This window comes from Cytobacillus sp. FSL M8-0252 (genome assembly GCF_038007345.1).
Lineage (GTDB): Bacteria > Bacillota > Bacilli > Bacillales > Cytobacillaceae > Cytobacillus > Cytobacillus kochii.
On record NZ_JBBOWZ010000001.1, the window covers coordinates 3,481,506 to 3,500,156 of the forward strand.

At 37.2% G+C, this 18,651-nt stretch carries 18 protein-coding genes and 3 other annotated features (1 of these 21 cut by a window edge); of the genes, 3 read left to right on the forward strand and 15 right to left on the reverse strand.

All coding sequences use genetic code 11. The features are described 5' to 3' along the window. Positions 1–8: 8 nt before the first annotated feature. The 4 genes from MKX83_RS17525 to zapA all read right to left on the reverse strand — a co-directional run bounded on the left by MKX83_RS17525 (position 9) and on the right by zapA (position 5,107). A complete protein-coding gene (locus MKX83_RS17525; RefSeq protein WP_341056734.1) occupies positions 9–2,366 on the reverse strand; it encodes an endonuclease MutS2 in 2,358 nt (785 codons plus the stop codon). A 40-nt stretch (positions 2,367–2,406) separates the two neighbouring features. Next, positions 2,407–4,125, reverse strand: coding sequence for a DNA polymerase/3'-5' exonuclease PolX (gene polX, locus MKX83_RS17530; protein ID WP_095372339.1), 1,719 nt, complete (start codon positions 4,123–4,125; stop codon positions 2,407–2,409). A gap of 173 nt (positions 4,126–4,298) precedes the next feature. Further along, entirely contained in the window at positions 4,299–4,838 is a 540-nt protein-coding gene (locus MKX83_RS17535; RefSeq protein ID WP_322909658.1) for a CvpA family protein, read from the reverse strand. Between the two features lie 8 nt (positions 4,839–4,846). Then, positions 4,847–5,107 (reverse strand): cell division protein ZapA, encoded by a 261-nt coding sequence (gene zapA / locus MKX83_RS17540; protein WP_095373635.1) that lies wholly within the window; start codon positions 5,105–5,107, stop codon positions 4,847–4,849. A 116-nt stretch (positions 5,108–5,223) separates the two neighbouring features. Between zapA and rnhC the strand changes: the two genes are divergently transcribed. Next, positions 5,224–6,168, forward strand: a complete 945-nt coding sequence (rnhC, locus tag MKX83_RS17545) for a ribonuclease HIII (protein ID WP_322909659.1) — start codon at positions 5,224–5,226, stop codon at positions 6,166–6,168. 253 nt (positions 6,169–6,421) lie between these two features. Here rnhC and pheT read toward each other — a convergent pair whose 3' ends face one another. The 3 genes from pheT to MKX83_RS17560 form a co-directional block, all read right to left on the reverse strand. Next, a complete protein-coding gene (gene pheT, locus MKX83_RS17550; protein WP_341056746.1) occupies positions 6,422–8,836 on the reverse strand; it encodes a phenylalanine--tRNA ligase subunit beta in 2,415 nt (804 codons plus the stop codon). Positions 8,837–8,853: 17 nt separating this feature from the next. Continuing rightward, entirely contained in the window at positions 8,854–9,891 is a 1,038-nt protein-coding gene (pheS, locus tag MKX83_RS17555; protein WP_307312687.1) for a phenylalanine--tRNA ligase subunit alpha, read from the reverse strand. Positions 9,892–9,945: 54 nt separating this feature from the next. Further along, positions 9,946–10,195: a binding site (T-box leader), on the reverse strand. Positions 10,196–10,268: 73 nt separating this feature from the next. Continuing rightward, on the reverse strand, positions 10,269–11,027 hold the full coding sequence (locus tag MKX83_RS17560; RefSeq protein ID WP_341056750.1) for a TrmH family RNA methyltransferase: 759 nt from the start codon (positions 11,025–11,027) through the stop codon (positions 10,269–10,271). A gap of 127 nt (positions 11,028–11,154) precedes the next feature. On the opposite strand from MKX83_RS17560, the gene sspI reads away from it, so the two are divergent. Beyond that, a complete protein-coding gene (gene sspI, locus MKX83_RS17565; protein WP_095372333.1) occupies positions 11,155–11,361 on the forward strand; it encodes a small acid-soluble spore protein SspI in 207 nt (68 codons plus the stop codon). Positions 11,362–11,395: 34 nt separating this feature from the next. Here the strand turns inward: sspI and MKX83_RS17570 are convergent, their stop codons facing one another. Together MKX83_RS17570 and dut are read right to left on the reverse strand one after the other, a co-directional pair. After that, a complete protein-coding gene (locus MKX83_RS17570) occupies positions 11,396–12,481 on the reverse strand; it encodes a M42 family metallopeptidase (protein WP_095372332.1) in 1,086 nt (361 codons plus the stop codon). A 160-nt stretch (positions 12,482–12,641) separates the two neighbouring features. Continuing rightward, entirely contained in the window at positions 12,642–13,076 is a 435-nt protein-coding gene (gene dut, locus MKX83_RS17575) for a dUTP diphosphatase (protein ID WP_341056756.1), read from the reverse strand. A 217-nt stretch (positions 13,077–13,293) separates the two neighbouring features. On the opposite strand from dut, the gene MKX83_RS17580 reads away from it, so the two are divergent. Beyond that, entirely contained in the window at positions 13,294–13,686 is a 393-nt protein-coding gene (locus MKX83_RS17580; RefSeq protein ID WP_095372330.1) for a sigma-w pathway protein ysdB, read from the forward strand. Between the two features lie 188 nt (positions 13,687–13,874). On the opposite strand, the gene MKX83_RS17585 is transcribed toward MKX83_RS17580, so the two are convergent. From MKX83_RS17585 to thrS, 6 genes are all read right to left on the reverse strand, one after another. After that, complete coding sequence (locus MKX83_RS17585) at positions 13,875–14,462, reverse strand: TVP38/TMEM64 family protein (protein ID WP_095372329.1); 588 nt, start codon at positions 14,460–14,462, stop codon at positions 13,875–13,877. Between the two features lie 73 nt (positions 14,463–14,535). Continuing rightward, complete coding sequence (locus tag MKX83_RS17590) at positions 14,536–14,808, reverse strand: DUF1294 domain-containing protein (RefSeq protein WP_341056763.1); 273 nt, start codon at positions 14,806–14,808, stop codon at positions 14,536–14,538. 226 nt (positions 14,809–15,034) lie between these two features. Further along, positions 15,035–15,394, reverse strand: coding sequence for a 50S ribosomal protein L20 (rplT, locus tag MKX83_RS17595; RefSeq protein ID WP_095372327.1), 360 nt, complete (start codon positions 15,392–15,394; stop codon positions 15,035–15,037). Between the two features lie 25 nt (positions 15,395–15,419). Continuing rightward, positions 15,420–15,620: a 50S ribosomal protein L35 gene (gene rpmI / locus MKX83_RS17600; RefSeq protein ID WP_095372326.1), complete on the reverse strand. Its 201-nt coding sequence runs from the start codon at positions 15,618–15,620 to the stop codon at positions 15,420–15,422. Positions 15,621–15,635: 15 nt separating this feature from the next. Next, positions 15,636–16,139 carry a translation initiation factor IF-3 gene (gene infC / locus MKX83_RS17605; RefSeq protein ID WP_095372325.1) on the reverse strand — a complete coding sequence of 168 codons (504 nt, stop codon included), beginning with the start codon at positions 16,137–16,139 and terminating at the stop codon, positions 15,636–15,638. Positions 16,140–16,241: 102 nt separating this feature from the next. Beyond that, positions 16,242–16,362, reverse strand: a sequence feature (ribosomal protein L20 leader region). 232 nt (positions 16,363–16,594) lie between these two features. Beyond that, positions 16,595–18,529, reverse strand: coding sequence for a threonine--tRNA ligase (gene thrS, locus MKX83_RS17610; protein WP_095372324.1), 1,935 nt, complete (start codon positions 18,527–18,529; stop codon positions 16,595–16,597). Between the two features lie 46 nt (positions 18,530–18,575). Next, positions 18,576–18,651, reverse strand: a binding site (T-box leader) (it continues 157 nt past the right edge of the window).

Genomic DNA, 18,651 nt, shown 5'->3' on the forward strand with positions numbered 1-18,651 from the left:
GATAATCGCTATTTAAATTCTACCACAGTCACACCAGTTCCACCTTCACCAGCTTCCCCAAAACGAATAGATTTGACCGAACGGTGATTTCGTAAATACTCTTGCACACCTTGCCTTAGAGCACCCGTGCCTTTTCCGTGAATGATAGACACGCGCGGATAACCTGCTAGAAGAGCATCATCAATATATTTCTCGACTCTCAAAAGAGCGTTTTCATATCTTTCGCCTCTGAGGTCAAGCTCCAAACTAACATGATAATCTTTTCCTTTTACAGTTGCCATTGGTTTTGTTTCCACCGGCTTAGTTGTTTTAATAAACTCTAAATCTTTTTCTTCCACCTTCATTTTTAAAATGCCGATTTGGACACTCCATTCCTTTTCAGCTAGTTTTTCTAATAGCTGGCCTTTTTGACCGAAACTTAATACCTTTACTTCATCTCCAGGCTGGAATTGATGAGTTTGATTTGCACTTTTTTTCTTTTGCTTCTTCACTATTTCAGGTGCGGCGTCAGATAGACGTTTTCTTGCTTCAATCAGTTCATGCTCTTTAACTTCTGCATGCTTTTCTATGCGCATTTGTCTAAGTTCGCTAATAATGCTTTCTGCTTCTTCTTTCGCTTTCTCTACAATAGATGCGGCTTCTTCCTTTGCTTTTTGTTCTAGCACATCTTTTTCTTCATAGTAGGAAACCATTTGTTTTTGCAAATCTTTATGAAGCTTCTCAGCGTTTTTTAATAATGCATATGCTTCTTCACGCTCTGCCTCCGCTTGCTTTTTACTACTTTCCAATGAGGCAATCATATTTTCTACTTTGTTACTATCAGCACTTATATATTCCTTGGCATTGGTAATTACACTTTCATTTAAACCAAGTCGTCCTGAAATTTCAAAAGCATTACTGCGACCAGGAACGCCAATCAATAATTTATAAGTAGGACTCAACGTTTCTACATTAAATTCAACACTGGCATTTACAACCCCCTCACGATTGTAACCATAGGCTTTTAACTCGGGATAATGGGTTGTTGCAATGACTTTAGCTCCTCTGTTATACACTTCATCTAAAATAGAAATGGCTAAAGCTGCCCCTTCTTGCGGGTCTGTTCCTGCACCTAATTCATCAAAAAGGACTAAACTATTACCGTCCACTTTTTCTAAAATATCAACTATATTGACCATATGTGACGAGAAAGTACTTAAACTCTGTTCAATTGACTGTTCATCACCGATATCAGCATAAACAGCGCCAAATACCGCTACTTCTGACCCGTCTAAAGCAGGAATTTGTAGTCCTGCCTGTGCCATCAATGTAGAAAGACCAACTGTTTTTAATGTGACTGTCTTACCACCTGTATTCGGTCCCGTAATAACGATGGAAGAATAGGCTTCTCCCATCGTTATATCGTTCGCTACGACTTCATTGGCTGGAATCAATGGATGACGAGCTTTGAAAAGCCTAATATGACCTTTGTCGTTTACAGATGGTTTACTTGCCTTTATGCTCTTTCCATATCTTGCTTTTGTGAACATAAAATCCATTTCACCTAAAACATAAACAATAGTTTGTAGTTCATTATTATACTCATTCGTTAATAATGATAGCTGAATCAGGATCTTCTCAATTTCTTGCTGCTCTTTTACCCTGATATTTTGTAATTCATTATTTAGTTGGACAATAGACTGTGGTTCTATAAATAATGTCTGCCCAGAAGAACTTTGATCATGAATAATACCACCATAATGACCACGATATTCTTGTTTAACAGGAATAACGAAACGATCATTACGAATAGTAATAATCGCATCAGAAAGCATTTTCTGTGCGCTGGACGAACGAATCATTGATTCTAATTTATTTCGTACCCGACTCTCTCTCGTTCTTAATTGTGTCCTTAATTGGCGTAAGTTTTCACTCGCACTATCAAGTACATCTCCATTTTCGTCAATGCTATTTCTAATCGCCGTTTCTAGCTCAGCTAGAACAATGATTTTTTCGCTATAGCTGAACAAGATTGGTATTTCATTTTCTTCTTCATCAGCAAAATCTTCAATGAAACGCTTCATTTGTCGACTTACATGAATCGTACTGGCTATTTGCATCAGTTCATGGGGACTCAACATTGCACCAATCTTTGTTCGTTTTAAGTGAGGAGTAATGTCAAAAATCCCCCCTAAAGGTACACTACCTCTCATACGTAACACTTGAGCTGCTTCATCCGTTTCGTTTTGCAACTTAATCACTTCGGAAAAATCTGTTGACGGTACTAAATCTTCCGCTTTTTTCTTCCCAAGGCTTGAGGACACATAGGTTAAAAGCTGTTCTTTCACTTTATGAAATTCGAGCATTTTCAAAATTCTATCTTGCATGAAGTAATCCCCCTTCATTTTCCGTATCTATCCGCTCTCTTTACTTACGATTCTTTAAAAACTGTAATAAATCATCGGCTTCAAATGTATTAAGCACCGTATCTTTTAATAACCATGCTTTTTTTGCTGCTGATACACCCACTTCCATATGATCGAGTGTTTCTGTTTTATGAGCATCCGTATTAATGACAATCTTCACATTAGATTCTTGTGCTAATTTTAATGCTTCTGTTGCAAGGTCTAACCGATTCGGGTTAGCATTTAATTCAAGTACCGTATTGGTTTCTTTTGCTAATGCAATTAATTTCTCAATGTTGACTGCATAACCATCCCGTCTCCCAATCAACCGCCCTGTCGGATGAGCAATAATATCAACATGTGGGTTTCTCATCGCATTTTCTAAACGGTGCATGATTTGCTCTTCTGATTGTGAAAAAGCTGAATGAATAGAAGCAATAACAATATCCATCTCTTTCAACACATCATCTTCATAATCTAGGGAACCATCCGGTAAAATATCCATTTCTATCCCCGACAAAACTTGAAAATCATCATATTTTTCATTGATTTCGTGAATGATTTCTTTTTGTTTTAATAACCGTTCTTTTGTTAATCCATTCGCTACTTTTAAATATTGCGAATGATCCGTAATAGCCATATAACGATAACCCTTTGTGCGACAGGCAGCAATCATCTCTTCAATGGAATTAGCACCATCACTCCATGTTGTATGCATATGAAGATCGCCCTTGATATCTTCGTTTTTTATAAGTGGCGTGTTTGCAGTATATGTCTCAACTTCCTTACCATCTTCACGAATTTCAGGAGGAAACAAAGGTAATTTAAAATGAGCATAAAAATCTTCTTCTGTTTGGAACGTTTTAATCGTTCCTTTTTCTATATCTTCTACACCATACTCACTGATTTTTTCTCCCCGTTCCTTCGCCAATTGACGCATACGAACATTATGGTCTTTAGAACCGGTAAAATGGTGAAGTGTAGAAGCAAACTCTTCAGGAGTTACAATTCTAAAATCAACAGAGACATCATATTTTTCTGCAAGCACTACAGAAACTTTTGTTTCTCCTGCCGCAATCACTTCTTTAATCTCACCTATTTGTAAAAGCTGTTCTTTCACTGAAGCAGGAACCGTTGTTGAAATAATAAAGTCCAAATCTTTAATCGTTTCTCTCATTCTTCTAATACTACCTGCTCGAGAAAAACGGTCGATATCTATAAATGAAGATAGAAATCCTTCAATTTTCTCAGCAATCGGTAGCATAAAAGCAAGAGGCAAGCGTTCCGGTCTAGTACCCACATTAGCTAATGCTTCGAGAATTTTTTCTTCTGTTTTCTTTCCAAATCCGGCTAAAGCTTGTACTTGATGATCATTACAAGCTGTCCTTAAATCTTCAGCATTCTTAACCCCAAGCTCTTTATACAATTTAGCAATTTTTTTACCACCTAAACCCGGCAATTGCAAAAGTGGAATCAAACCTGCTGGTACTTCCTTCTTTAATTCATCAAGTGCACTAGTTGTGCCTTCTTCTACAAACTCTGTGATAACTGCAGAAGTACCCTTACCAATACCAGGTAACTTCGTATAATCCTCTATTTCATCCAACGTTAAATCACTTGTCTCTAACGCCGTTGCTGCTTTACGAAAGGCAGCCGTTTTAAAAGGGTTCTCGCCCTTTAACTCCATATAAATAGCAATCGTTTCTAATAAATGAACAACATCCTTTTTATTAATTGTCATAAGTGTATCGCCTCATTTACATTCATATTTTCTTAGTCTTTCCCGTTTTCTTACTACCTATAAAATCATACAATATTTCCACCGTTCCAGACAGTCCGCCTCTTATTGGTGACCTATCAAAAAAAAAAGATTGGCTTTAAATAAAGAAAACTTCTCTTCCTAAGGTAGAGAAGTTAAGAAGCTACATAATCAATCCATAACTCTTTTATCTGCTGGGATAACACTGGTGTGTGCTCAATAATAAAGTTTGCCATAAACGAGCCGTCTAGAGTTGACTGCACACTATCTATTGGTAATAATGCTGCTATGTATAATAAGATAAACATGATAAGATAAACTTCTATAAATCCTAAAATACTTCCAGCCCAACTGTTTAATTGTTTTAATATCGGAAAACTTGCGAGAAAATCTAGCATACTGCCGATAATTTGTAATACAATCTTAACTGCAAAGAAAATGATTGCAAATGCAATTGCGCGATAATAAGCTGTCTCTAAGTCTGTGTTACCTAAAATCGTTTCAAGCTGTGAATTCCCGAAGTTCGGATATGGAATCCATAAGGTTAATTTAGGAGCTAAAGGCTCATAGTATAGTCTTGCCACAACGAAGGCGACAATAAAGCCTAATAGATGGATAGCTTGAAGAATTAATCCTCTTCGTAGACCTATGAAAAACCCGAAGATTAACATGATAATAATGGCAAGATCAAGCATAATTCGTGTCAGTCCTTTACTCTATTTAATTCTTCTTTAAGACGTTCTACTTCGTCTTTAAGTTTCAAATAATCGTTCATTGTGTTCACAGCTGTTAAAACAGCAAGTTTACTAATATCGAGCGAAGGATTCTTTGCACTAATATCTCTCATTGTTTCATCCACCATGGATGCAACTAAACGGATGTGGCTGGAGCTCTCCGTGCCGACAATTGTATACGGGATACCATATATATCAACCCTTGTCCGGTTTTTATCAGTATTTGACAACATACAAGCCCCCATTCTGAAGAATCCTAAACATTATCATAACACGAACCATTTTTTGAGGGAAGTCAAAGCTTGTCAAAAAGACAGAGGAATTGTCAAAATAGGAGGAATCAATTATGAGTCAAATAGTATTAAAAAAATCTACAGCAGAACTTCAACTAATGAAAACACATTACCAAGCTCTACTATCACCGAAACAGCCTCCCGGTAGTATTTTCACTGCCAAAACAAACAATTGTACAATTACTGCCTACAAATCAGGTAAAGTATTATTTCAAGGAGCAGGCTGTCAATCAGAAGCTGATAAATGGGGGGGCTCTAATAGCGAAGTCGCACCGAAAAAGAAAGCCAGCTCGCCAAAAGGATCCAAATTACCGGATCATTTTGCATCCCTATCAGTTGTGGGCTCAGATGAAGTTGGGACAGGAGATTACTTTGGACCAATGACTGTAGTAGCAGCTTATGTAAGTGCAACAAACATCCCACTATTAAAAGAGCTTGGCGTGCAAGACTCTAAGAATTTAAATGATCAGAGAATTATCCAAATCGCTAAACAAATTAAAGATGTCATTCCCTTTAGTTTACTTACACTACATAATGAAAAATATAACAACATGCAACAAAAAGGAATGTCTCAAGGAAAACTAAAAGCTCTCCTTCATAACCAAGCTATTAATAGTGTGCTTGAAAAAATGTCTCCAGAGAAGCCAGACGCCGTCTTAATCGATCAATTTGCTCAAGAAGGAGTATATTATAATTATTTAAAATCTCAAGCCAATATACAAAGAGAAAATGTATATTTCAGTACGAAAGGTGAATCTGTACATATCGCTGTCGCAGCTGCATCAATCCTTGCACGCTATGCGTTTCTCCTTCGTTTCGAGGAATTAAGTAAAAAGGCTGGCTTTCCACTAACAAAAGGTGCCGGCCCTAAGGTTGACGAATGCGGTGCGAAATTAATACATATCCATGGTGAAGATTCTCTAACGCGCTTTGTGAAACTGCATTTTGCTAACACCGATAAAGCAAAAGCTCTTTATATAAAGAAGTATAAAGCATAAAGCAATAGGGCTCCGCTCTTTTATGAAGAGCGGATTTCTACTTTTACTAGCGCCTCTCAAGCTCTCAGCTTGTGTTCTACTTCTAATACAGGGCGCTTCTTCTGGGACCAGTGATTCCTCATCTTACCACTATCTTACTCTTATTTCTTCCTATATTTATAGTCTCTTAAATAGTAATTTTTCTTTTCAACTACACTGTACAAAAAAAGTGATACTACCGAAAAATAACAGTAAGTATCACTTTGATGATTATTTATCCACGAAGGACAGCACCAGTTTTTTCTTCTAATGCTTTTAACACTTTGTCATGGGCTTTTACAACATCTTCATCTGTAAGAGTCCGTTCTGGATCAAAATATTTCAGTGAATAGGCAATTGATTTTTTACCTTCTTCCATTCGATCTCCTTCATATAAATCAAATACATGAACGTCTTTTAGTAATTTGCCGCCTGCTTCACGAATGACAGTACTTAATGCTTGAGCTGTCGTTGTTTGATCGACCACTAAAGCAATATCTCTCGTAATAGATGGGTAACGAGGAATAGCTTCATAGCGTAAAGGTTTAATTTCAGCATGTAATAATTTCTCTAATGATAATTCAAAAACATACGTTTCTTTTAAGTCTAATTCTTTTTCAACATTCGGATGAACTTGACCAATAAACCCTATACTCGTTTCATTTAGAAATACTTCTGCTGAGCGACCTGGATGTAGTCCGTCTTTCTCAAATTTGGCAAACGTGATTTGTTCTAACAAACCAAGTTTACTAAATAATCCTTCTAGAATTCCTTTCAGAACAAAGAAATCAACTGGCTTTTTCTCCCCTTGCCATTGATGTAACTCCCATAAACCTGTAATGGCCGCAGCTAAATGTTCTTTTTCCTCAGGCAACTCATTCTCAGCTGTACGTAAGAAAACAGAGCCTGTTTCGTAAATAGCAGTAGCGTCAATTTGTCTTGCACTATTATATTTAAGGACTTCTAGTAAATGCGGAGTTAAGCTAAGCCGTAACACACTACGCTCTTCACTCATCGGCATCGCAAGCTTAATTGGGTCTCTAGCTTCTAAGGAATAGTTTTGCGCTTTATCTTCACTCGTTAATGAGTAAGTGATGGCTTGATATAATCCCGCCCCTTCCAAGTATTGACGAACGATACGTCGTTTCTTTTGATAAGGCGTTAAACTACCTGCTGAAGCCGTTCCACCGGGCAATGTTGAAGCAAGATTATCGTATCCGTATAGGCGACCCACTTCTTCTACAAGATCCTCTTCTATTGTAATATCACCACGTCTTGTTGGCACTGTTACTGTAATTTCATTCTCTTCAACCACTGTCGTGAATTGCAGTCTTTCTAAAATATCTTTTGCTTCACTCACTAGTAACGATGTTCCAAGGACACGATTGATTTTATCAATGGTAATGGTGATAACAGCAGGTTCTACTTTTAACGTGTCAACCTCTACTGATCCCTCTAATACTTCTCCGCCTGCGTATTGCGTGAGTAATTGCGCTGCTCTTTCTGCTGCTGGACGAACACGCTGTGGATCAACACCTTTTTCATAACGCGCACTCGCTTCACTCCTTAATCCGTGATCTTTCGAGGACTTTCTAATCGCACCTCCAGTGAAATAAGCTGATTCAAGTAGTACGGTCGTTGTTTCATTACCAACTTCTGAATTCGCTCCACCCATTACACCAGCTAAAGCAACTGGTACTTCCCCATTTGTGATAACTAGGTGATCTGTTGTTAATTCTCTCTCAGCATCATCAAGCGTAGTGATTTTTTCACCTTGGTTGGCACGGCGAACAAGAATCTCTTTCGAACCTAGGCGATCATAATCAAACGCGTGTAAAGGCTGACCGTATTCAAGCAAAATATAGTTCGTAATATCAACAACATTATTATGTGGACGAATACCAGCTGCTGTTAAACGAACTTGTAACCATAGTGGTGACGGAGCGATTTTTACATTTTTAATTACTTTAGCGACATATAATGGGTTATCATCTGCTGCTTCTACATTTACAGTGATGTAATCAGCGGCCCTCTCAGAAACAGTCTCTACCTTTGTCTGCGGTAACTTCACATCTTTTTCTAAAATAGCAGCGACTTCATAGGCAACACCAAGCATACTTTGGCAATCTGCACGGTTCGGTGTTAACCCTAGTTCTAATACTTGATCATCTCTGTGCAATTGCTCTAATGCATTGGTTCCAAGCTCTGTATCTGCTGGAAACACATAGATACCTTCACTATAATCTTTAGCGACTAGCTTACTTTCAAAGCCTAGTTCTTGAAGAGAACAAATCATACCATTCGAAGCTTCACCACGTAATTTTGCTTTTTTAATTTTAAAATTCCCCGGTAATACTGCACCTACAGTTGCAACTGCTACCTTTTGTCCTTTATCAACATTAGGAGCCCCACAAATGATTTGCACAAGTTCGCCATCGCCAAGGTCTACTTGACAAATATTTAATTTATCAGCACTTGGATGTTTCTGTTTTTCAGATACATAGCCGACGACGACACCCTTAATTCCTTCATCAAGTGTCTCTACACCTTCAACTTCGATTCCGCTCTTTGTGATCTTCTCTGCTAATTCTTCTGGTGTAATCCCAGATAAGTCAACATATTCTTGTAACCATTTATATGAAACGTACATATCGTTGTCCTCCCCCTTTATTCATGAATTGAGAATTGCTTTAAGAATCTACTATCATTTGTATAGAAATGACGAATATCATCGACACCGTATTTTAACATGGCAATACGCTCAGCTCCCATGCCAAAGGCAAAACCTGTATATTTTTTAGAATCAAATCCTGCCATTTCAAGGACATTTGGGTGTACCATTCCTGCACCTAAGATCTCAATCCAACCGGTTTTTTTACATACATTACAGCCTTTTCCAGAGCAAATCATACAAGAAATATCCATTTCTACAGATGGCTCAGTAAATGGGAAGAAACTTGGACGAAGGCGAATTTCTCTCTCTTCACCAAACATTTTTTTCGCAAATACTTCTAGCGTACCCTTTAAGTCTGTCATTCGAATATTTTCATCTATCACAAGTCCTTCAATTTGCATAAATTGATGAGAGTGAGTCGCATCATCATTATCACGACGGAATACTTTTCCTGGACAAATGATTTTCACTGGACCTTTCCCCTCATGCTTTTCCATCGTTCTAGCTTGCACAGGCGAAGTATGTGTGCGTAATAAAATATCCTCTGTAATATAGAATGAATCTTGCATATCACGTGCAGGGTGACCTTTTGGTAAGTTCAATGCTTCAAAATTATAATAATCCTTCTCCACTTCTGGTCCTTCCGCTACGGTATAGCCCATTCCAATGAATAAGTCCTCAATTTCTTCAACAACCCTTGTTAATGAATGATGATTACCGGTATGTACAGGACGACCTGGTAATGTCACATCAATCGTTTCTGCAGCAAGCTTAGCTTGAATTTGCGCTTCTTCTAACTGCACTTGTTTTGCCGTTATTCCTTGCGTAATTTGATCACGCACTTCATTTGCTAATGCACCCATTTTCGGACGTTCTTCTGCAGAAAGTTTCCCCATTCCTTTTAGTACTTCTGTGATCGGGCCTTTCTTACCTAAATAAGCAACGCGGATATCATTTAATTCTTTTAAATCCATTGCCGCAGAAACCTTCTCTAACGCTTCTGCTTGCAATTCTTTTAAACGCTCTTGCATCTTGAAACTCCTCCTTTTAATACTTTTTTGACAAAATAAAAAACCTTATCCCATGAAAGGGACGAGGTTTGGAATCGCGGTACCACCCTTTTTAATACAACAATAAAAAACATGCTATATTCGCTTCATTTCGATAACGGCAAAAAGCCGGTGCATCTTTACATCGAAAATATTCGATGGTCCCGATGTCTGCTCAAGAGCTGAAATTTCGAGTAAGTCGCTCATAAAAATGCTTTCAGTCTCAGGCATTTTCTCCCTATTATGAACAAAACATACTTTACTTTGTCTCTATCATAGCTTTTAATTATTTCATTTTGCTATTTATTATATTACATTATGAGTCGACATTCAAATTGTTCTCACGATTTTTTTACTCATTATTCGTTTCTCAAATAATATAGCAATATACCTGCTGCTACAGCTACATTTAAGGACTCACTCTTACCGTATAAAGGAATATACAGATTGGCTGTAGTTTGTGTAAGTAACTCTTTATTTACACCGTTCCCTTCATTACCAACGAGCAATGCAAATTCATCCAGTGGAGCAAAGCTTTGATATTCTTTGCCTCCTTCTAATGCTGTACCGTATACAGGAATATTATTTTCCTTTAACTCCTTCATCCATACATCCAACTTGCCATGGATAATTGGTAGATGGAAGTGACTACCTTGAGCAGAACGTAAAACCTTTGGATTATAAGGGTCCACTGTGCCGTGACCGATGATAACCGCATCCATGCCAGCCGCATCAGCTGTACGAATCATTGTTCCTAAGTTTCCGGGATCTTGCACTTCATCTAATAGTAATAATTTCTTCAAACCAAGCGAATCGAAAGACCTCTCTTCTTCTTGATAACATACGGCCACAATTCCTTGCGGTGTTTGTGTATCAGTTAAGTCTCCAATCACATGTGGCGGTAGGATATAAACGGAACAGTTTCCTACATTCCAGCTTTTTGGTATATCCTTTTCCTCACTAATCATTAACTCTTTTACACGATTTTCTTTTAATGCTTCTTCAACAAGATGAAATCCTTCAACAAGAAAAGTACCTGTTATATCTCTTTCTTTCCTTTTGAGAAGCTTTTTCCACTGCTTCACCTGTGGATTTTTTGCTGATTGTATGTACTTCATTTTTTCGCTCCTTCAATAAAACACGTGCCATTAATATTTCATTATACCGAAAAACACATACATAATAAATCTTAAATGAGAAACCCTATAATCGTAACGAATTCTAACGAAGGATGTGTTTACTTTTATGAACTTAAATTTACGTAATGCCATCTTACACAATGTTTCAGGTAATTCACAAGATGAATTAAAAGATACTATTGTTGATGCTATACAAACAGGCGAAGAGAAAATGCTCCCTGGCCTTGGCGTATTATTTGAAGTCATTTGGCAAAATTCATCTGAAACTGAAAAGAAAGAAATGCTAGAGACGTTAGAAAACGGCTTACAATAAGAAAAAAAACAGCCTTTCATCAGGCTGTTTTTTTCTATTCAAAAGTTATTTTTGCAACTGTATCGTTATCTAGTCTTTTAATAACAGCTGTAATCAGTTTTACTGCGTTTTCAAAATCATCACGATGAAGAATACCCGCATGTGAATGAATATATCTTGTTGCAATTGTAATTGAAAGCGCTGGCACACCTTTATATGTTAAATGTATGGAACCTGCATCCGTTCCACCACCTGGTACAGAATCAAACTGATATGGAATATTGAGCTCATCTGCTGTATTTGTTACAAAATCTCTTAAACCTTTATGTGACACCATAGAAGCGTCATAGAGAATAATTTGAGGACCATCACCTAATTTACTTAACGCATCCTTTTCTGTTACACCTGGTGTATCTCCTGGTATCCCAACATCAACAGCGATACCGATATCAGGCTTAATCATTTGTGCAGCTGTTTTTGCCCCACGCAAGCCAACTTCTTCTTGTACCGTTCCAACCGCATATACTGTATTTGGATGGTTCTCATTTTTCAAACCTTCTAGCACTTTAATTGCAATCGCCAAACCGATTCTGTTGTCCCAAGCTTTCGCAAGTAACATTTTCTCATTGTTCATCACAGTGAATTCAAAATATGGAACAACCATATCCCCTGGTTTTACGCCCCAACCTAATGCCTCTTCACGGCTAGAAGCACCGATATCAATGAACATATCCTTGATTTCAATTGTTTTCTTACGCGCTTCTGCTGGCAAAATATGTGGTGGCTTCGAACCAATTACCCCAGTCACATCTCCTTTAGATGTTACAATCGTCACACGTTGGGCTAACATCACTTGAGACCACCAGCCTCCAACTGTTTGAAACCGCAAAAACCCTTTATTATCAATACTTGTCACCATAAAACCTACTTCATCTAAATGACCAGCAACCATAATCTTTGGCCCATCTGCTTGACCAATTTTTTTAGCGATTAAACTACCAAGTCCGTCAGTTGATAATTCATCAGCTAAGGGTTCTATGTATTTTTTCATCACTTCACGCACTTCTCGTTCGTTACCTGGAACCCCTCTTGCATCAGTTAGTTCTTTTAGCATCGTTAATGTTTCATCAAGCTTAGACATATTTCGACTCCCTTAATATTATTTAAGCCCATTATACATGGTTAGTCCTTCTTTTGTAAAAACTTAAACTACTTCTTACTGTACTTCATTTCTATAGAACTTATACATATGTGTTAACAAGCGGGAAGACTTAAAGGTACTTTGAGGTTTAGACGCTCACTTATTTTCCGGATGAACCAAACCCTCCACTGTTTCTTTCTGATTGTGTTAAATCACTTACTTGGGCAAGCTCAACTTGAAAAACTGGTGCGATTACCATTTGGGCAATTCTCATATGTTTTTCTACACGGAATTCTTCTTTTCCATGATTAATCAAGATAATCTTCACTTCGCCTCTATAGCCCTCATCAATCGTCCCTGGACTATTTAAAACCGTTACACTATGTTTAAGAGCTAAACCACTTCTTGGCCTTACTTGTGCTTCCGTTCCTTTTGGTAACTCCATCTGAATACCTGTGCTAATTAAAGCTGACTGTCCTGATGGTATGATTACATCTTCAACTGAAAATAAATCTAGCCCAGCGTCCCCCTCATTTGCACGGTAAGGCATTTTAGCATCATTGCGAATCAATTTAATGTTTAATATATTCGTCATTGTTTATCCCTCATCTTATTATAGAATGATGTTATTATCATGTTGCATAAAATTACTTACTAATGGGTATATAAACCGTAAATGTCCCTCAGTTTTTTCGATTAAAGAGCCAATTATTTTTTACATAACAAAAAAATTATAACAAATTTAAACAAAGTTGAAACCTTTTTCGTTTTTATTCGTAAACACTTAAAAAATGTACAAAGGGGTATTCTTAATGTTATTGATCATTCGCCTATTACTAATCATTTTGATTATTTTGCTCATATATAGTGCTGTTAAGTATGTTACAAATCCGATGCGTAAATTAGAAAAAGCTCATAAACAAAAAAAATATTTTTTTTATGACGACGCAAATAACGCTCAGAAAAATTTCTTCATTACTTATAAAGGGGTTATGTTTGAAGGTGAAAAATATCTAGGTACAACAGATAACTCCTTTGATGTGGTTTCAATTTTCATTTGGCCTCATCAGCCATCAGAGTTACAAGGACTTGTTGGCGAGGACTTTATGTTTATCGAAAGCAAATTAAAAAACCATTATATGAATGCAAAAATCGACTGGAAGAGCCCTGTGAAAGAGCTAATGGATAAAAAGCGTAACCAGTGAAAGATGAGCCCAAACTTTAAGCCCCAACAAACTTTTACAAAGTTTGTTGGGGCTATATTTATATCTCTAAGTAGCATTTGCTAGATTTTTATTACATCAGTATTTTCCTCTTTTTCTGCAATCAAATAATTCCCCTCTCAAAGTCAATAAACAAAAAAAAGCCAGGATACACGACCCTAACCTTTCATTTATGAAACTTTTTTCACCTTTGTTGTTTTAAAAAATTCTTGCCATTTTATCACAGTCACTTTCTCTCTAATGAGATAGAGAAGAATGGACAAAGACAGTAGAATCATAACAATCATTGTTGGTGTAAATCTACTGATAAATTCACCAAAAACAGTATAAAAGATTGCTAATGGTATATTTGTTAACAAAGCACCTTTGCAGAAATCACGAAATTTCGGGTTTTTTTCTAGCAAGCAAAAGTTAAGTAAATGAAAATGAATAAATGGAATCAAACGAAGAATGGAAATTTGACCAATGGTTAAATTACGATATTCTCCAAACCATTTCTTTTTTAAATGAGACAGTTTTTCATGAAAGGTAGGAAGTTGATAAATTAATACATAAAAAAATAAACAAGATAACATTAACCCTACTAGAGATAAAATACTACCAAATAAACTGCCAAACAATACACCACCAGCAATACAAACAAGTGGCACAGGGATAAAAAGGAACTGCCGCAAAATATGAAATAAAATAAATGCGAATGGAGCGAGAATACCTGCTGTCTCAATAATCCCCTTTGCAAGAGCAAGATGTTCATTCACCTGATAAACGCCCACCTTCCATGAACTATAAGATTCTTGGATGTTAGTACATCATATGGCAAGGGCACTAAAATTATGCCCACTCCATGATGAGGTAAACGAGGAATATCAACTGTAACACAGATAAGATAGGAAGACCAAATTTAAAAGAAAAATGCTTTGTCTTATGTCTATAACTCCTCATTCCCCAAGTCATTCCTATAGCTCCAAACAAAAGAGCAACCAGCCACAGATTTTGCTCACTAATGCGGTATTCTCCCTTTTGCGCTTTTCTTTTATCTATTTTCATCATAATTGCCGCAATGCCATTCATTATAAAAAAGACGATTATGATAGCAAAAATCATTCATTACACCCCTATTCTCATTTCGTTATCGAAATTATAGCTGATAAAGTAAATTAATCGAATTTATAAGTTCGTACTCGTGCCAAAGGTCTTTAGTTTAATACGCTTGAGATGCTCACTAACATATACTTGAACTTTGCAGGAGTATATTTCGTTTTCTTCCACTTCAATAGACTAAAATCATAACAAAAAAAGCCACCCCCGAAAGAGCGACTCTTAAACTTTCTTATTTAGAAAGGTTTTGTTTTGCAACATTTGCTAATTCTGCGAATGCATTTGCATCAGAAACAGCTAATTCTGCAAGCATTTTGCGGTTTACTTCGATACCAGCTAGTTTTAATCCGTGCATTAAACGGCTATAAGAAAGACCGTTCATACGAGCAGCTGCGTTAATACGAGTAACCCATAACTTACGGAAGTCGCGTTTTTTCTGACGACGATCACGATAAGCATAGTTGTAAGATTTCATTACTTGTTGGTTAGCAACTTTATATAATGTATGTTTAGAACCGTAATAACCTTTAGCTAATTTTAATACCTTTTTACGACGTTTGCGAGTAACTGTACCGCCTTTTACACGTGGCATAATATTTCCCTCCTATTTTGCGAGTTTACTTAAGACCTACTAACATATTGCGGATACGCTTGAAATCACCAGTAGATACAAGAGTACCTTTACGAAGCTTACGTTTTTGTTTTTGAGATTTATTCGCGAACATATGGCTTCTGTAAGCGTGAGAACGTTTTAATTTTCCAGATCCTGTTCTTTTAAAACGCTTAGCAGAACCACGGTGAGTTTTCATTTTTGGCATGTGGAATTCCTCCTCTTACTTTTCGTTTTTAGGTGCAAGTATCATAAACATGCTTCGGCCATCCATTTTCGGATGAGATTCAACTGTTGCGACTTCAGAGCAAGCCTCTGCAAATCGAACAAGAACACGCTGTCCAATTTCCTTATGCGTAATCGCACGACCTTTAAAACGAATGGAAGCTTTTACTTTATCGCCTTTTTCAAGGAATTTGATTGCGTTACGAAGCTTTGTATTAAAGTCATGTTCCTCTATCGTTGGACTAAGGCGAACTTCTTTAACACTGATAATTTTTTGATTTTTACGTGCTTCTTTGTCTTTCTTCTGTTGCTCGAACTTAAACTTACCGTAGTCCATGATACGGCCTACAGGAGGCTTTGCATTCGGTGCTACAAGAACAAGATCAAGATTTACACGTGCTGCTATTTCTAGCGCTTCATTTTTAGATTTGATTCCTAGTTGCTCGCCATTCTGGTCAATAAGACGAACTTCACGGGCACGGATACCCTCGTTTAACAACATATCTTTGCTAATAGTTAGACACCTCCATGGTTTTATATGAACACAATGTTTGGGTCACTTTTCTAAAAGAAGCTTCCAGCTGCACCGAGTGATACAATTGAGGCAAATAAAAAAGTGCGGGTGAAGACACCCACACATTACGTACAATGTTAAAATTCACGTAAACCTGCTAACTGCCTAAAAGCGTCAATCAGGTGAGAAGCGGGCGCTTCTTCTTTACTCAAACTGTATTCAAATTACCTTAGAAAATATATCACAAAGCATAATATTTGTCAAATGGTATTGTTTTTTCACAACATAGAAAATGATATCAAAAGTTGCGGTGTTTGGCAACAACTTTTGAAATTTTTTTGTACCCACCTTTATCCAGCTTAACAACATGCATAAAGTGACGTTTTGAGTTAAGCATGGATAAAGACTCTGGGATACGATCATACACGTTGTTTGTAATATTTTTATCCTCTTTGAACTTCCTTCTCAATCAATTGTTTAAATTCATTAAAGGAGATGGTTTCTGATTTTTGTTCCCCATATTTACGTACATTAACCGCCTGTTCACTTACTTCATTATCGCCGACAACGAGCATATATGGGATTTTCTGCATTTGTGCTTCACGAATTTTATAACCCATTTTTTCATTACGATCATCGATTTCAACGCGAATTCCTGCAAGCTGTAAATCTTCTTTTACTTTTTTCGCATAATCAAAATGGATATCATTTGAAACTGGAATAACCTGGACTTGAACAGGAGCTAGCCATGTTGGGAATGCACCTTTGTATTCTTCGATAAGGAAAGCAACAAAACGTTCCATCGTTGAAACAACACCACGGTGAATAACAACAGGGCGATGCGGCTTGCCATCTTCCCCAACATAAGATAAGTCAAAACGTTCAGGAAGCAAGAAGTCTAACTGAACAGTTGATAACGTTTCTTCTTTACCTAGAGCTGTTTTTACTTGTACATCAAGCTTAGGACCGTAGAATGCGGCCTCCCCTTCGGCTTCATAGTATGGCAAGCCAATCTCATCCATTGCTTCTTTTAACATCGATTGTGCCTTTTCCCACATTTGATTATCATCAAAATACTTTTCAGTATCCTCAGGATCGCGATAAGATAGGCGGAACGAATAATCATTAATGTCAAAGTCTTTGTATACTTCGAGAATTAAATTAACAACGCGTATAAATTCTTCTTTAATTTGGTCTGGACGAACGAATAGATGGGCATCATTTAATGTCATACCACGTACACGTTGCAATCCTGATAATGCTCCAGACATCTCATAGCGATGCATTGTACCTAATTCAGCGATACGGATTGGTAATTCTCTATAGCTATGGATTCCTTGTTTATAAATCATCATATGATGAGGACAGTTCATTGGACGAAGAACAAGCTCCTCATTATCCATTTTCATTACAGGGAACATATCTTCTTGATAGTGATCCCAGTGTCCTGAAGTTTTGTAAAGTTCCACATTTGCCATAATTGGTGTATATACATGGTCATAGCCTAAACGCACTTCTTTATCCACGATATAACGTTCAATATTACGGCGAATTGTTGCGCCTTTTGGTAACCATAGCGGTAACCCTTGTCCAACCTTTTGGGAGTTCGTAAAGAGGCTTAATTCCTTACCAATTTTACGGTGATCACGCTCTTTTGCTTCTTCAAGCAAACGCAAGTGTTCGTTTAAGTCATCTTTTGTAAAGAATGCAGTACCATATATCCGTTGTAGCATCTTATTGTCGCTATCTCCACGCCAATATGCGCCAGCAATACTTAAAAGCTTAAATTCTTTAATTTTCCCTGTAGAAGGAACATGAACCCCTCGACAAAGATCAAAGAATTCGCCTTGTTCATAAAGGGTAACTGTTTCACCTTCTGGAATGGCGCCAATCAGTTCAACCTTATATTCGTCGCCAATCTCCTCATAGATTTTTAAAGCTTCGTCTCTACTCACTTCTTTACGAACAATCTCAATATTTTCATTGATGATTTTCTTCATTTCTTTCTCGATTTTCGGTAGATCTTCAGGTGTTAATGACTCCTCCATATCGATATCGTAGTAGAAGCCACTCTCAATAACAGGACCTACACCTAATTTAACGTTTTTATATAAACGTTTAATCGCTTGCGCCATTAAATGAGCGGAACTGTGACGCATAATTTCAAGCGCCTCATCACTGCCTTGGGTAATGATCTCCACAGCCGCATCCTCTTCAATTGGACGACGAAGGTCGAATAATTCATTATTCACTTTACCTGCTATGGCTTTCTTTTTTAAGCCAGGGCTGATTGATGATGCGATTTCTTCCGTTGTTGTTCCTTTGGAGAACTCCTTTACTGCTCCATCTGGAAACGAAACTTTAATCATTTCTGACATCATAACTTCCTCCTTGTTTTTGAAAAATAAAAAACTCGCCCCTAATAAAAGGGACGAGTATCATATACACGTGGTTCCACCCTACTTCTCACTTTAAAAAAGTGACTCGTAGCAAGTTAACG